We start from the raw sequence: 15083 nt of genomic DNA, 5'->3' as shown, positions 1-15083 counted from the left end.
GGGTTGTGGCCGCATTCATGTCGACAGTTGATGTCAGGATAAAAATTCCTGGCGTGTTCCCTTATTGTTCTGAGCGGCTGACTCGCCTATAACGAGCCCTTCCGCCTTCGCTCCGAGGCGGCTCCAGGAGTCGATACCATCATGATCGAAGCCAAAACCGCCAGGCGGGGCCTTGCGCTTGTTTTCACCACGCTGCTGCTCGACATCACCGGCATCGGCATCATCATGCCGGTGCTGCCGGCCTATCTGCAGGATCTGACTGGCGTCGGCGTCAGCGAAGCGGCAATCGAAGGCGGCTGGCTGTTCTTCGTCTACGCGGCCATGCAGTTCCTGTTCGCGCCGCTGGTCGGCAATCTCAGCGACCGCTTTGGCCGGCGCCCGATCCTGCTGGCCTCGGTGCTGACCTTCGCCATCGACAATCTGATCTGCGCGGTGGCCTGGTCGTATTCGGTCCTGTTCATCGGCCGGGTGCTGGCCGGCATCAGCGGCGCCAGCTATTCGACTGCCTCCGCCTTCATCGCCGATGTCAGCACCGACGAGAACAGGGCGAAGAATTTCGGCCTGCTTGGCATCGCCTTCGGTGTCGGTTTCATCATCGGCCCGGTGCTGGGCGGGTTGCTTGGCGAGTTCGGGCCGCGGGTGCCGTTCTGGGGCGCGGCGGTGCTTGCTCTCATCAACTTCATCGTTGGCTGGTTCTTCCTGCCGGAAACCCTGGAGCAGCACCACCGTCGGCGATTCGAGTGGCGCCGCGCCAATCCTCTCGGCGCCCTGAAGCAGATGCGCAACTATCATGGCATCGGCTGGATCGGGCTGGTGTTCTTCCTGATGACGCTCGGCCACATGATGTACCCTGCCGTGTGGTCGTTCGTCGGCAGCTACCGCTACGGCTGGAGCGAACAGCAGATCGGCTTCTCGCTCGGCGTCTTCGGCCTCGGCGGCGCACTGGTGATGGGTTTTGTCCTGCCGCGCGTCATTCCACGGCTCGGCGAATGGCGGACCGCTGCCATCGGCCTTGCCTTTACCGCGCTCGCCGCCTTCGGCTATGCCGCGGCATGGAAGGGCTGGATGATCTATGCGGTGATCGTGGCGACCTGCCTCGAGGCGCTGGCCGACCCGCCGCTGCGGAGCCTGGCGGCGGCCAAGGTGCCGCCCTCCGCGCAAGGCGAATTGCAGGGTGCGATGACGAGCGTGTTTTCGATCACCAGCATCATCACTCCGTTGCTTTATACCGGAATCTTCGCCTGGTTCACCGGGCCAAGCGCGCCGGTGACGTTCGGCGGCGCGCCCTTCGTGCTCGGCGGCATTTTTCTTGCTTTGTCGCTGATCGCGTTTGTGCTCAGGGTCGAAAGACCGGTCGCGGTGAAGAACGTCACGACGGCGACGGTGGCCTAAGGGCCATGCGCACTAGGATTCAATCCATTCGCCCGGAATATCCAGTGCCTTCGCCAGCATCGCGCTGGTCTGCGCCGATGGCTTACGGCGATTGGATTCAAGATCCGACAGAAAACCCTGGCTGACACCGACCGTGGTCGCCAATTCGGCCTGCGTCAGGCGCCGCCATTTGCGCAGCGCCTTGAGCCGGCTGGAGCCCCGCAGAATTTCCATGGTCACATCCGCAGGCAGGGGTTTTTCCGTTTTGAGACTGGCCTTTCGCTCGTCGTAAATCGCCACATCCGCAGCGTCTTCAAGAGCCTCTTCGGCCGCGTGCAACAGAGCCTCGTAGTCCGCCTTTGGGATAACAACCAGTTCTTCTCCGGTTGGCGTCTTTATGATTTGCGGGGCGTTCATGGTGTCCTGTCCTGCTATGACCGATGGTAGGTTGTCGTTTCGCGTTTGCCGATATAGATCGCGAGGATCGTCGTGCGGTCTTCATCGAATATGACGCGGTAGCGACCGATCCGCAGTCTGTAGCCGTCCCTGCCAGCAAGACGCTTGATATCTCCCCGCCCGCTGACGGCATAGGAGATCAGGCCTTCGGCGATCTGCTCGCGGACATCGGCCGGCAGGTTGTCGAGATCGCGAGCCGCCGACACCGAGAGGATGATCGTCTTCACGGTGATGATATCGCAGATTTATCGCGGAAAGTTAAGCGATATTATTGCCAAGGCTTCTCGCGTACAGATAGTCAGCGCTCCGCCAGCGCCGGCTCGCCGCGCTTTTCGCGGATGAGGTTGACAAAGCGGCGGAACAGATAGTGCGAATCCTGCGGGCCGGGCGAGGCTTCGGGATGATGCTGGACCGAGAACACCGGCCTTCCTGTCAGCGTGATGCCGCAGTTCGAGCCGTCGAACAGCGAGACGTGGGTTTCTTCGACTCCCGTGGGCAACGAGTCGGCATCGACGGCAAAGCCATGATTCATCGAGACGATCTCGACTTTGCCGGTGGTGTGATCCTTGACCGGATGGTTGGCGCCGTGATGGCCCTGATGCATTTTGGCGGTCTTGCCGCCCAGCGCCAGCGCCAGCATCTGGTGGCCGAGGCAGATGCCGAAGACCGGGATGTCGGTCTTCAGCAGCTCCTGGATGACCGGAACAGCATAGTCGCCGGTGGCTTCCGGGTCGCCGGGACCGTTGGAGAGAAAGATGCCGTCGGGCCGCATGGCGAGGATCTCCTCGGCGCCAGTGTTGGCCGGCACCACGGTGACCTTGGCGCCGAGACCGGCAAGCAGGCGCAATATGTTGCGCTTGACGCCGTAGTCGATGGCGACGACGTGCATGGACGGATCGATCTGTTCGCCAAAGCCCTCGTCCCAGACCCAGGGCGTCTCGCGCCAGACCGAGGACTGGCCGGAAGTGACGTCCTTGGCCAGGTCAAGCCCGATCAGGCCGGACCAGGCGGCGGCGCGGCGCTTCAGATCATCGATGTCGAAGATGCCGTCGGGCGCATGCGCGATGACGGCGTTGGGCATGCCCTTTTCACGGATCAGCGCGGTCAGCGCACGGGTGTCGATGCCCGAAAGCGCGACGATGCCGCGTTTCTTCAGCCATTGGTCGAGACCAGTTGCGGCGCGATAGCTGGACGGATTTGTGACGTCGGCCTTGAACACGGCGCCGACGGCGCCGGCGCGCGCGACCGGGTTGAGGTCCTCGATGTCCTCGTCATTGGTGCCGATATTGCCGACATGCGGAAAGGTGAAGGTGACAATCTGGCCGGCGTAGGACGGGTCGGTGAGGATTTCCTGATAGCCTGTCAGCGCGGTGTTGAAGCAAACCTCGGCGACGGCGGAGCCGGTGGCGCCAAGGCCGCGGCCCTCGATGACAGTGCCGTCGGCCAGCACCAGCAAGGCGGTCGGCTTCTCGGTGGCCCAAGGGGCAGTCGACGCGGCGGTCATCGTTGCCATGGCGGCACTCCTAAAAGGCTGCGCCTTCAATTGGCGCAACAAAATGGCGCGAAGCAGCGATTTCGCAGCCAGCGCGCGCAACAAAAATTCAGTTCATGCAAGGCCCAGTACATAGGGGAAGGCGCCAGAGCGGTCAATGACGCTACGTCCGCAGGCGCGATTTATTTCGTCGAACAATATCAGCGGTTTGCCGGGCGGCGTCGAATTGCCTTGGGCTTTCGGCACGGCTATTGTCCGTCGCATTCGAAGGAGGAAGCATCATGCGCGGCAAAATCGCCGAATCCCTGAAGAGCGCGATGAAGGCGCAGGACAAGCGCCGGCTGCCGACATTGCGGCTGATCCAGGCGGCCATTCACGATCGCGACATCGCCAATCGCGGCGCCGGCAAAGAGCCGGCCAGCGATGACGAGATCCTGCAGATCCTGGCCAAGATGGTGAAGCAGCGCGAGGAGTCGGCCAAGGCTTTCGACGACGGCAAGCGGCCGGAGCTTGCCGCGCAGGAGCGCGACGAGATGGCCATAATCCGCGATTTCCTGCCGACGCAACTGGGCCAGGCAGAGACCGAAACGGCGATCCGCGCCGCCATCGCCGAGACCGGCGCCAGCAGCGTCAAGGACATGGGCAAGGTGATGGCCGTGCTCAAGGAGAAATACGCCGGCCAGATGGATTTCTCCAAGGCGAGCGGCATCGTCAAGGAACTGCTGCGGTAGGGATTTTCCCGCTGCTGCGATGCTCAAGGCGTCGAAAGGCGAGCCAGGAGCCAGCTTTCCGGATGATCCTCAAACGCGTTTTGTTTTCTGAGTGCGGGCGGTGCGGGCGGTAGCTCGCACCGACGTGTTCAGTGCCACGGCGGCGCGAATGAGCGCCTTCAACGCCTCTTCATCGATCTTATCACCCTCATGGATGTCGATGGCGCGCCTGGTGTTGCCCTCGAGGCTGGAGTTGAAGAGGCCTGAAGGGTCCTCCAGCGAGGCGCCCTTGGCGAAGGTCAGCTTCACGACATTCTTGTACGTCTCACCGGTGCAGATAATTCCGGCGTGCTCCCACACCGGAACCCCTCTCCACTTCCACTCCTCGACCACTTCGGGATCGGCCTGCTTGATGAGCGTTCGCACCCGAGCGAGCATCTCGCCCCGCCAATCGCTCAGCTCGTTGATTCTCGCATCTATCAACTGAGAGGGAGTGTCTCCTGCTCCTTCCATCGAGCCGCTCTTCTTCATGGCTGTTGTCGCTTTGGTCATGATTGGTCCCAGTGGCTTGTGAACGTTCGGCGTCCGGCGTCTCACGACGGCATCGATGTGGCGAGCCGTTTGCCGTTCCGGCGCGGGTGACAAACTCTCGACGTCGAGGAGGAACTTTCCTCGCTCCGGACACGTTTTGCAACTAGGATCATCCGAAAATGGAGCTTCGATTTGGCGGCGCGTTTGTTGAACATTATCGGCGCCGCCACCAGCGCCGGCGCCTATTCGCCGGGGCAGGAACGAGCCCCCGCGGCGTTTCGGCGACATGGGCTCGCAGAGGCGCTCGCGAGCCGAGGCAGAGCCGTCAGGGACCATGGCGATGTTGCATCGTTCCGGTGGCGGCCGGATCCCTCGCGGCCGCAGGCCATGAACCTGGAGGCCGTGCGCGGGGCCTGTGACTTGGTCGCAAGCCACGTGGCGACGGCGATTTCGGCGCAGGAAGACGTGCTTGTCTTAGGCGGCGATTGTACTGTGGAGCTGGGAACGGTCACTGGAGCGAACGCGGCCGGCGCGCAGATCGGACTCGTCTACATAGACTTTGACGCCGATCTCAACACACCTGCCACGAGCGACGGCGCCTTGGACTGGACTGGTGTCGCTCATCTGCTCGACATCCCAGGATGCGAGCCTTCGCTCGCCGGGCTCGGCCCAACGCGTCCGATGCTCGTGCCTCAGCAGCTCCTCTATTTCGGCGTCGAGAATATCACTCCGCCCGAAACCGCCGCCATCAGGGATAATGCGATCAAGGTTATATCGCGTGAGGAAGCTTTGAGTGATATCGAGGCGGCGGCGGCGCGCGCGGCCGAATGGGCGGCGCGCTTTGACTGCGTGCTTATTCACTTCGATGTCGATGTGCTCTCCTTTATCGATTTCCCGATTGCTGAGAATGTGCGCCGTTGCGACGGTCTCAAACTGGAGCAAGCCGCCTTCGTGCTAAAGCAGTTGACCGCCCTGCAGCAATGGCGCGGCCTGACCGTCACAGAAGTTAATCCGGCCCATGCGCCAGACGAGCCCACCGCGTTTGCACGCCTGAACGAGGTGCTTGCGGACGCCATTGGCTAATTCGCGATGCATCTCACAGTCGTTCGCCGGGCAATTGGCTGGCTTGCTTCACCCAAGCGGCAAACTGAGCTTCGTCGAGCTGGTCCTCATAAATATCGAGATAGCGCACTTCCTTGTGCTTTGACTTGCCGGGAGGAAGAGGACGCAGCGACGTGCCTCGGAAGAAGGTCACTTTGACGTAGCGGGTGAAGACGTGGAACGACAGGAACCAGCCCTGGTCTTCGATGCCGTAAAACGGCGAGTTCCATTTGACTGCCTTGTGCACGCCCGGCACGGTGCGCTCGATGATCGCGTCGAGGCGGCGCCCGATGTCGCTTTTCCAGCCCGGCATGGCCGCGATGTAGGCCTGCACGGGAGCGTCGCCTTCAGCCTTCGCGATCTGGGGGTTGCCGCCTGCGAGAAGGGTCGGTTTCGCGGCCTTGCCGGACTGCAGCTTCGGCGTCGCCTTGCGCGGTTTGGTCGCCTTCGTAGCGCCCCGCTCGGCGGCGGCCTTCGCCGATTTCTCGGACGTGTTGCCGGCCATTGCGTTCACTCCAAGTGGTAGTGTGTAGTCGATGATATCTGATTTTAGAAAGCCGTCCCTGAAGATCAACTTCCGAATCCTGTTGATCTCCGCCCAGACCCGTAAATCTGCGCCCCGCGGAAGGTGGTGCTGGCCAATGGCGGACGGCTCGTCGGGCGTTTCTTCGAGGATGCTGCCTATGGCGGCGCCGAAAGCCTGCGCCGGATCGATTTGTAGAGTCTGCTGTCTACTCGGCTGCAGCCGGTAGCGGTGGCGTCGTGTTGCGGCGCCACTCCCAGACATGCGAGGCAAGCGCGACCGCCACGGCGACCAGCATGGCTATGGCGCCAACCACCGGCAGGCTGCGATAGCCATAACCGGCATTGAGCATGGCAGCGCCGAGCGAGGCGGCCAGCGCGATGCCGACATTGAAGCCGGCAGGGATGAGCGATGAGGCCAGGTTGGAGGCATCCGCCGTCCAGGTCAGGATACGGGTCTGGATCGGCGTGCCGATGGCAAAGCTGAGACCGCCCCAGATAGTGATCGCCACCACCATTGGCACCGGGTACGGGCTGACGGCGTAAATGACGGCAAGTGTCACCGCCTGCATGAAAAGCATTGTGATGAGCGACGGCATCAGTTTCCAGTCGGCGAGCCGCCCGCCAAGGAAGACGCCGATCGTCGCGCCGACGCCGTTGAGCAGCAGCACCCACGGCACCAGAGCCTCATCGAGGCCGGTGACTTCAAGCAGCGTCGGCGTGATGTAGGTGAAGAGGTCGAACTGGCCGATCATCAGCATCAGCATGAGGATCAGCGACGTCCAGACCTGCTGGCGTGCGAGCACGCGAACCTCGCTGCCGAAACTGACGGACTGGCGCGACGATCCCGTCTTGCGCGGCAGTAGCACGGTCATGGCAGCGATGGACGCCACGCCAAGCGCGCACATCACCCAGAACGTCGCGCGCCACCCCCAGACATTGCCGATCGCCGTGCCGGCCGGCACGCCGATGACATTGGAGACCGTGAGGCCCGACAGGATGAGCGCCACGGCCATTCCACGCTGGTCCTGGCGGACCAGGCCGACCGCGACCACCATCGCGACGCCGAAATAGGCGCCGTGCGCCACGGCCACTGCAATCCGCAGCAGCAACATGGAGGCGAAGTCGGGTGCAAGGGCGCAGGCGGCCTGGCCGATGGTGAAGGCTGCGGCAAGGCCAACCAGCAAGGCCTTGCGGGAAATCGTCCTGGTGGCGAGCGTCAACAGCGGTCCGCCGATCGCGATCCCACCGGCGTAGCCGGAGACGAGGTAGCCGGCAGTTGGGATGGAGACGCCGAGGCCATCGGCAACTTGCGGCAGCACGCCGGCGATGACGAATTCGGTGGTGCCGAATGCGAACGCAGCGATGAACAGGGCGATAAGGGGAAGCATGGCGCTGGGAGGCGATCCTTGAATGAGATGGCCTCAAATCACGAACGAGAGCCGCGGGCAATCCAGAAATTGTCGACGCCGCTTTAGGTTTTCTTGATCGGTTCAGGCAGGCTCCGGCCGCATCCGGCAAGCGCTAGATGGTCGTCTTCCTCCCATAGGGAATTTTCAGCCACGCCCGCTCGTGAAAATAATAGAGCAGCGACTTGGTGATGACTTCGGTCAGGCCGATGGCCGCAGCGAGCTTGATGCTGCCTGTCACGACGAGCGAAATGATCATCGTGTCGATGGTGCCGGTGACGCGCCAGGAAAGCGCCTTGGCGAAACTGCGCGAGTGGGTGTCCATTTACTTTTCTCCCGGCGGATTGACCGATCCTTAGAGCGCTTTGCGTTTGGTGGAACCAAAACCGCGCCCCACGTCTTTGTTGAGGCATTCTGTCGGACGCCAAATGAAGGCGTCTGGCTGCAAAATGCTCTAGCCGACCGACGGGAGGTCGCGGCTGGCTCGAAGCAATTGCCGCGCTGATGGTCGGGCAATTGGCTTCCGCCTGCAGGCCCAGTCTATCCCGCTTTCAGCCGCGAGCCGGTGAGCAGGCCGCGTTCCTCGAGCACGGGATAGGCCATCGAGGCGAGCAGTGAGTTGATCTGCTTCAGGTCGCGGATGGTGTCGAGATGGATGGAACTGGTCTCGACGCTCTTGGCGGTGCCGTCGCGCAGCCGCACGAAATGGCTGGCGCTGGTCTCCTTCTCGCGGTCGCGCAGCCGGTCCTTTTCGAGCACCAGCTGGCGGGCGGTCTCCGGATCGCGCGAGACCAGCACGTTGAAGGCAAGCCGTGCGTTGGCGAGCACCGAAGCGTGGAAGGCGCTAAGCTCGCGCCAACCCTCGGGTGTGAACTCCAGCCCGCGCTCGAGCTTCTTCCTGACATGCACCAGCATGTTGCGCACGATGATGTCGCCGACCTGTTCGAGCTTGACGCAGGCGCCGATCAACTCCTGGCAGCGCAGCGCCTCGTCTTCGCTCAGCGGGTTCCTGGTGACCTTGGCCAGATAGAGCTTTATCGCCGCGTGCTTGTTGTCGACGCGGTCGTCGAGCGCGGCCAGCGCCTTGATCTTGTCGGCGTCGGCGCTTTCATAGAGCTCGATGATGCGCTTCAGCATGATCTCGACCGTCTCGCAGACCCGCACCACCTCGCGGGTGGCGTTGGCCAGCGCCTGGCTTGGCACGTCGAGGGCGCTGTCGTTGAGCGCGGAAAGCTCGATGACGTCGAGTGCGTCGGCCGGCGCCGGTTTGGTGCCGAGCGCCACGATCTTTTCCGAAACGCGGTAGACGAGGCCGGCCAGTGGCAGGCCGGCAACCAGGATCAGGATGTTGAAGAGGATATGCGCGTTGACGATCTGGTCGGGCACGGTGGCGCCGAGAAAGGCGACCGGCGGCTTCAACCACATAAACAGGATCAGCATGGCCAGAGAGCCCATGCCGCGCATCAGGAGATTGCCGATCGGTACGACACGCACACCCGGGTCTGCGTTGCGGGTGAGCAGCGGTGCGATGATCGACGAGCCCAGATTGACGCCGAGCACCAGCACGATGCCGAGTTCGGGCGGGATGAAGCCGCGACCGGCCAGCGTCACCATCAGCAGCACCGCGGCGATCGAGGAATGAAACAGCCAGGTGACCAGCGCCGCCAGGAGATAGGCGGTGACCGGGTCGCTGGAAAAGTAATCGACGATGACCGGCATCAGCGTGCTCTGGCGCAGCGGCTCCGATGCCTGGCCGATCATCTCCAGCGACAATACCAGCAGGCCGATGCCGACCAGGATACGGCCGAACTGGCGCCAATCGCGCCGCTCGGTGGCCATGAACATGACAGTGCCGGCGACAAGACAGATCGGCACCAGCAGCGACAGGTCGAAGGTGAGCAGCTTGACCACCAGCGCCGAGCCGATCTCGGCGCCGCGCACGGCAAGCTGGCCCGATATGCCGCTGACAATGCCGGCGCCGGCGAAGGAGCTGACCAGCAAGGTAACGGCGGTGGAACTTTGCAGCGCGATCGCCAGGCCGCAGCCGGCCAGAACCGCCATGAAAGGATTGCGCATGGTGGCGCGCAGCTTGTGGCGCAGCACATCGCCGTAGGCGCGCTCGACGCCGGTCTTCACCAACCGGGTGGCAAACAGCATCAGCGCCACCGCGCCGGCAAGATGCAGCAAAACGACCGAACCGCTCATATCAGGCTCGCAGCCTGACAGGCGCCAGCGATACGGTCACCGTGACGGCAAAGGAGCAAAAGAGGGAGCGAATCAAGGGCATTACAAAGATCGATGCTACTCCGATTAATTTTAGCCGGGTAATAAATTTTGCCTATTCCGGCCGGCTGTTGATGCGCGACAGGGCGTGTCGGAAATGGATGGATCGCAAAATGGTTGCATTGCCGGCCGGCTTCCGGATGACCGCGCGGTCAGTGCAGGCGACACCTTCAGATCCGGTTTGAGTGGAGTGTTGAATTAGCTATTCTAAATATATGAAATCATTACAAAAACGTAATTCTCATGTTCAGTTTCGGTTCATTCTTCGGGCCCTAGGAGTACCCCGTGATGAAACGCATCTTCTTTCCGCAGTCGCCGTCTCGATGCTGGCTGCCACGTCGCTGCAGGGCCAGGCCGCGCCGCTGAACGCACCGAACGCGCCGCGGTCGACCCACAGCCAGGTCGACTGGAAGAAGCCGGACAGGCACGAGAAGAAGCGCGTCGTGGTGAAGAAGAAAGTCATCGTGAAGGGGAACCATTGGCGCAACGGCCAGAAATATTCGAGCTGGAAGCGTCACCAGCCGATCCGCGACTATCGCCACTATGGCCTGCGTCGTCCGGGCCGCGGCCAGGAATGGATCCGCGTCGTCTCCGGCATCATCTTCGGCGCGATCGCCGCGCGCTGACCGTCTAAACGTCGACCGGCACTATGCCGGAATAGGAAGAAGGCGGTCCGCAACGGCCGCTTTCTTTTGCCCTGTGAAAACCGGGTATGGTTCCGCATTAGGAGTCGTCGGGTTTCGCCGGCGTGATTATATGGAGGGCAAACGAGCCGTTCCCGATGCGCTTTCCACCTGCCTTCCTCGACGAGATACGCGACCGCGTGCCGATTTCATCGGTGATCGGCCAGCGCGTGGCGTGGGACAGGAAGAAGACCAACGCGCCGCGCGGCGATTATTGGGCGTGCTGTCCCTTCCATGGCGAGAAGAGCCCGTCCTTCCATTGCGAGGACAAGAAGGGCCGCTACCATTGCTTCGGCTGCTCGGTTTCGGGCGACCACTTCAAATTCCTCACCGAACTCGACGGGATGAGCTTTCCCGAAGCAGTCGAGAAGATCGCCGACATGGCCGGCGTGCCGATGCCGGTGCGCGATGCCCAGGAGGAACGGCGCGAAAAGGAACGCGCCAGCCTGACCGAAATCATGGAAATGTCGACCGCCTTCTTCCAGGAGCGGCTGCAAGGGCCGGAAGGCGCAAAAGCCCGCGCCTATCTGCGCGACCGCGGGCTGACGCCGGCGACGCAGCAGTCGTTCCGGCTCGGCTATGCGCCCGACAGCCGCAATGCGCTGAAGGAGCATCTTGCTGCCAAGGGCGTGCCCAAGGCCGATATCGAGGCATGCGGGCTGGTGCGCCATGGCGACGACGTTCCGGTTTCCTACGATTGGTTCCGCGACCGCATCATGTTCCCGATCCCGGACTCCAGAGGCAAGATAATCGCCTTTGGCGGGCGGGCGCTGGCAGCCGATGCGCTCGCCAAATACATGAATTCGCCCGACACCGAGCTCTTCCACAAGGGCAACGTGCTCTATAATTTCGCCCGGGCGCGCCAAGCGCTGGGAAAGGGGGCGCTGGCAAAGGGGGCGCTGGCCAAGGGCGGCACGGTCATCGCCGTCGAGGGCTATATGGACGTGATCGCGCTGGCGCAGGCCGGTTTCGAGAATGTCGTGGCGCCGCTCGGCACCGCGCTGACGGAAAATCAGCTCGAACTCCTGTGGCGGATGGCCGGCGAGCCGGTGCTGTGCTTCGATGGCGACCAGGCCGGACTGAAGGCGGCGTGGCGCGCCGCCGACATGGCGCTGCCGGCGGTCCAGGCAGGCCGCTCGGTGCGCTTTGCGCTTCTGCCCGAAGGCAAGGACCCCGACGATCTGGTCAAGGCCGATGGGCCGGACGCGTTTCGCGCCGTGCTTTCCGAGGCCCGGCCGCTCGCCGACCTTTTGTGGGTGCGCGAAACGGCCGGCGGCATCTTCGACACGCCGGAGCGGCGGGCGGAACTGGAAAAGACGCTGCGCGAACTGACCAGCCGCATCCGCGACGAGAGCTTGCGCTATCACTACCAACAGGAAATGCGCGAGCGGGTGCTAAGCTTTTTCGGCACCCAGCGTGGCGCGCGCCAAGGCTATCCAGGGGGGCGGCAAGATGGCCGGCCCGGCGGGCGCTTTCAGGGCAAGGGCTCAGCTCCTGGCGGACAGTTCGCACGCGGCGGCAATGCCGGTGGACGCACCGCGATTACCGAAAGCCTTGGCCGCTCGGCGCTGGTCAAGCGCGGCGGCGAGGGGATGTCGGTGCGCGAGGCGACGATCATCGCAGCCCTTGTCAATCATCCGGCGCTGATCGACGAGAATTTCGCACATGTCGAGTTCCTCGACCTCGCCAACACCGATCTGAAGCGATTGCATGCGGCCATTCTCGATGCGATGGCGCATGACATGGCCAACGACCGCAACGCGGTGATCGCGACCATCGAACGGGCGGGCTGCGGCGAGATCTGGGCGCGCGTGGTGGCGCTGATCAAACGTGCGCGGCAATGGCCGGCGCTGGAAACAGCCGGACTTGACGATGCCCGCGACGCCTTCAGCCAGGCGCTCCACTTGCAGCGCAGCGCGCGCACCTTACATAAGGAGCTGAAACAGGCGGAAGCGGCGCTCGCCAGCGATCCCACGGACGAAAACTACCGGCATCTCGTCGAGATTCAGGCGCAATTTCGTGATGTGCAGGCAACGGAAGCGCTGATCGAAGGGTTCGGCGTGTCTTCGGGCAGGGCCGGGCGGGTGTAGGTCGAAGCTTACGAAAGAGTGAAAGTGCAGAACCGTGCTTGCGCGTCGAATCAGCCGCGGCGCTTTAAGTCGGGTAATTGATTCGCTTTTTTCATGCGAATCATGCGAGAGGCGCTTGACCTTCGGGCAGAATGACGGAATCAGGACGATTCGAAACGTTAACCCGTGCCGGCGTCGACGGGAAATGCAGCGATGTGAGGTACCGGTCACTGGACAGGCAGTCAGCCTGCCACAGATACCAGGGTTAATCTGGACTTAACGAGAGATGCAGTTACTGGCCCGGGGAAGCGCGTTCTAGAGCGAGCGCATCTGATTTAACCGGTACGGCAGCTTACGCGGCTTGATCCTTGGCCGCTTGGAGAAAATAAAGAATGGCGACAAAAGAAAAGGAAGAGGTCGAGACCGAACGTGAAGGCGCCACCGATGGCCCTCTGCTCGACCTTTCCGACGATGCTGTCAAGAAGATGATCAAAGCCGCCAAGAAGCGCGGCTATGTCACAATGGACGAACTGAATTCGGTGCTGCCCTCGGAGGAAGTGACCTCCGAGCAGATCGAGGACACGATGGCCATGCTCTCCGACATGGGCATCAACGTGGTCGAGGACGACGAGCAGGGCGAGGAGCCCGAAGCCGCCGACGCGGCTGCCGACGCCGAGGAAGACGCCAACGAACTGGCCGAGCAGACCGGTACCGCCGTTGCCGCGACGACCACCAAGAAAGAGCCGACCGATCGCACCGACGATCCGGTTCGCATGTATCTGCGCGAAATGGGCTCGGTCGAGCTTCTGTCGCGCGAGGGCGAAATCGCGATTGCCAAGCGCATCGAGGCTGGCCGCGAGACGATGATCGCGGGCCTGTGCGAAAGCCCGCTGACCTTCCAGGCCATCATCATCTGGCGTGACGAGCTCAACGAATCGAAGATCCTCTTGCGCGAGATCATCGACCTCGAAGCGACCTATGCCGGACCGGAGGCCAAGCAGGCGCCGGTGGTCGAGCGGATCGAGGAAGCCAAGACCGAGGACAAGCCGCGCCGTTCGCGCGAGGACGAGGACGACATCACCAATGTCGGCGGCGACACGCGCGGTCTGACTGATGACGACGAGGAAGACGAGGACGAAGCCAGCCTGTCGCTGGCGGCGATGGAAGCGGAGCTGCGCCCGCAGGTGATGGAGACGCTCGACGTCATCGCCGACACCTACAAGAAGTTGCGCAAGCTGCAGGACCAGCAGGTCGAGAACCGGCTGGCTGCCGCCGGCACGCTGTCGCCCAGCCAGGACCGCCGGCTGAAGGAGCTGAAGGATCAGCTGATCAAGGCGGTGAAGTCGCTGTCCTTGAACACGGCGCGCATCGAGGCATTGGTCGAGCAGCTCTACGACATCAACAAGCGCCTTGTGCAGAACGAAGGCAAGCTGTTGCGGCTGGCCGAAAGCTATGGCGTGCGCCGCGAGGAATTCCTGAAGGAGTATCAGGGCTCGGAACTCGATCCCAACTGGACGCGCTCGATCGGCAATCTGACCTCGCGCGGCTGGAAGGAATTCACCAAGAACGAGAAGGACGCGATCCGCGACCTGCGCGCCGAGATCCAGAACCTCGCCACCGAAACGGCGATCTCGATCCTGGAATTCCGCAAGATCGTCAACCAGGTGCAGAAGGGCGAGCGCGAAGCCGCGATCGCCAAGAAGGAAATGGTGGAGGCCAATCTGCGCCTCGTCATTTCCATCGCCAAGAAATATACCAATCGCGGCCTGCAGTTCCTCGATCTGATCCAGGAAGGCAATATCGGCCTGATGAAGGCGGTCGACAAATTCGAATACCGCCGCGGCTACAAGTTCTCGACCTATGCGACGTGGTGGATCCGGCAAGCGATCACCCGCTCGATCGCCGACCAGGCGCGCACCATCCGTATTCCGGTGCACATGATCGAGACGATCAACAAGATCGTGCGCACCTCGCGCCAGATGCTGCACGAGATCGGACGCGAGCCGACGCCGGAGGAACTGGCGGAAAAGCTCGCCATGCCGCTGGAAAAAGTGCGCAAGGTGCTGAAGATCGCCAAGGAGCCGATTTCGCTCGAAACGCCGGTCGGCGACGAGGAGGATTCGCATCTCGGCGATTTCATCGAGGACAAGATGGCGATCCTGCCGATCGACGCGGCGATCCAGGCCAATCTGCGCGAGACGACGACGCGGGTGCTTGCTTCGCTTACCCCGCGTGAAGAGCGCGTGCTCAGAATGCGCTTCGGCATCGGCATGAACACCGACCACACGCTGGAGGAAGTCGGCCAGCAGTTCTCGGTTACCCGCGAGCGCATCCGCCAGATCGAAGCCAAGGCGCTGCGCAAACTCAAGCACCCGAGCCGCTCGCGCAAGCTGCGGAGCTTCCTCGATAGCTGATGCGGGTGACGGATAGACAATTTAAAAGGGCGCTGCGGCGCC

Annotated in this window: 14 protein-coding genes and 1 pseudogene; 7 read left to right on the top strand and 8 right to left on the bottom strand. The window is 62.6% G+C overall.

Translation table 11 applies throughout. The features are described 5' to 3' along the window. Positions 1–141: 141 nt before the first annotated feature. A complete protein-coding gene (locus AC0L3N_RS19390; protein WP_473549107.1) occupies positions 142–1392 on the top strand; it encodes a TCR/Tet family MFS transporter in 1251 nt (416 codons plus the stop codon). Between the two features lie 12 nt (positions 1393–1404). On the opposite strand, the gene AC0L3N_RS19385 is transcribed toward AC0L3N_RS19390, so the two are convergent. From AC0L3N_RS19385 to carA, 3 genes are all read right to left on the bottom strand, one after another. Continuing rightward, positions 1405–1788, bottom strand: coding sequence for a helix-turn-helix domain-containing protein (locus tag AC0L3N_RS19385; RefSeq protein WP_473549106.1), 384 nt, complete (start codon positions 1786–1788; stop codon positions 1405–1407). A gap of 14 nt (positions 1789–1802) precedes the next feature. After that, a complete protein-coding gene (locus AC0L3N_RS19380; RefSeq protein WP_473549105.1) occupies positions 1803–2054 on the bottom strand; it encodes a type II toxin-antitoxin system RelE family toxin in 252 nt (83 codons plus the stop codon). A gap of 71 nt (positions 2055–2125) precedes the next feature. Beyond that, positions 2126–3340 (bottom strand): glutamine-hydrolyzing carbamoyl-phosphate synthase small subunit, encoded by a 1215-nt coding sequence (carA, locus tag AC0L3N_RS19375; protein ID WP_473549104.1) that lies wholly within the window; start codon positions 3338–3340, stop codon positions 2126–2128. A 260-nt stretch (positions 3341–3600) separates the two neighbouring features. Here carA and AC0L3N_RS19370 point away from each other — a divergent pair, with 260 nt between their 5' ends. After that, complete coding sequence (locus AC0L3N_RS19370) at positions 3601–4050, top strand: GatB/YqeY domain-containing protein (protein WP_473549103.1); 450 nt, start codon at positions 3601–3603, stop codon at positions 4048–4050. Between the two features lie 69 nt (positions 4051–4119). Here AC0L3N_RS19370 and AC0L3N_RS19365 read toward each other — a convergent pair whose 3' ends face one another. Further along, positions 4120–4581, bottom strand: coding sequence for a DUF1801 domain-containing protein (locus AC0L3N_RS19365; RefSeq protein WP_473549102.1), 462 nt, complete (start codon positions 4579–4581; stop codon positions 4120–4122). 171 nt (positions 4582–4752) lie between these two features. On the opposite strand from AC0L3N_RS19365, the gene AC0L3N_RS19360 reads away from it, so the two are divergent. After that, on the top strand, positions 4753–5643 hold the full coding sequence (locus AC0L3N_RS19360; protein ID WP_473549101.1) for an arginase family protein: 891 nt from the start codon (positions 4753–4755) through the stop codon (positions 5641–5643). 13 nt (positions 5644–5656) lie between these two features. Here AC0L3N_RS19360 and AC0L3N_RS19355 read toward each other — a convergent pair whose 3' ends face one another. After that, on the bottom strand, positions 5657–6166 hold the full coding sequence (locus AC0L3N_RS19355) for a DUF1801 domain-containing protein (RefSeq protein WP_473549150.1): 510 nt from the start codon (positions 6164–6166) through the stop codon (positions 5657–5659). 111 nt (positions 6167–6277) lie between these two features. Here AC0L3N_RS19355 and AC0L3N_RS19350 point away from each other — a divergent pair. Beyond that, positions 6278–6382 (top strand): annotated as a pseudogene (locus tag AC0L3N_RS19350) (GNAT family N-acetyltransferase); the annotation flags it as partial. Between the two features lie 10 nt (positions 6383–6392). On the opposite strand, the gene AC0L3N_RS19345 reads toward AC0L3N_RS19350, so the two are convergent. The 3 genes from AC0L3N_RS19345 to AC0L3N_RS19335 all read right to left on the bottom strand — a co-directional run bounded on the left by AC0L3N_RS19345 (position 6393) and on the right by AC0L3N_RS19335 (position 9797). Beyond that, positions 6393–7574, bottom strand: a complete 1182-nt coding sequence (locus AC0L3N_RS19345; RefSeq protein WP_473549100.1) for an MFS transporter — start codon at positions 7572–7574, stop codon at positions 6393–6395. Positions 7575–7707: 133 nt separating this feature from the next. Next, positions 7708–7917 carry a DUF2061 domain-containing protein gene (locus AC0L3N_RS19340; RefSeq protein ID WP_095491496.1) on the bottom strand — a complete coding sequence of 70 codons (210 nt, stop codon included), beginning with the start codon at positions 7915–7917 and terminating at the stop codon, positions 7708–7710. Positions 7918–8132: 215 nt separating this feature from the next. Then, positions 8133–9797 carry a Na/Pi cotransporter family protein gene (locus AC0L3N_RS19335; RefSeq protein WP_473549099.1) on the bottom strand — a complete coding sequence of 555 codons (1665 nt, stop codon included), beginning with the start codon at positions 9795–9797 and terminating at the stop codon, positions 8133–8135. A 401-nt stretch (positions 9798–10198) separates the two neighbouring features. Between AC0L3N_RS19335 and AC0L3N_RS19330 the strand changes: the two genes are divergently transcribed. From AC0L3N_RS19330 to rpoD, 3 genes are all read left to right on the top strand, one after another. Next, positions 10199–10501 carry an RcnB family protein gene (locus tag AC0L3N_RS19330; protein ID WP_473549098.1) on the top strand — a complete coding sequence of 101 codons (303 nt, stop codon included), beginning with the start codon at positions 10199–10201 and terminating at the stop codon, positions 10499–10501. 155 nt (positions 10502–10656) lie between these two features. Beyond that, positions 10657–12648, top strand: a complete 1992-nt coding sequence (gene dnaG, locus AC0L3N_RS19325) for a DNA primase (protein ID WP_473549097.1) — start codon at positions 10657–10659, stop codon at positions 12646–12648. A gap of 371 nt (positions 12649–13019) precedes the next feature. Further along, on the top strand, positions 13020–15041 hold the full coding sequence (gene rpoD / locus AC0L3N_RS19320) for an RNA polymerase sigma factor RpoD (RefSeq protein ID WP_029350162.1): 2022 nt from the start codon (positions 13020–13022) through the stop codon (positions 15039–15041). The last annotated feature ends 42 nt before the right edge of the window (positions 15042–15083 follow it).

This window comes from Mesorhizobium sp. WSM4807 (assembly GCF_055811615.1).
The sequence above is the reverse complement of the archived record's forward strand: the minus strand, read 5'-3'. Positions and strand labels throughout refer to the sequence as shown.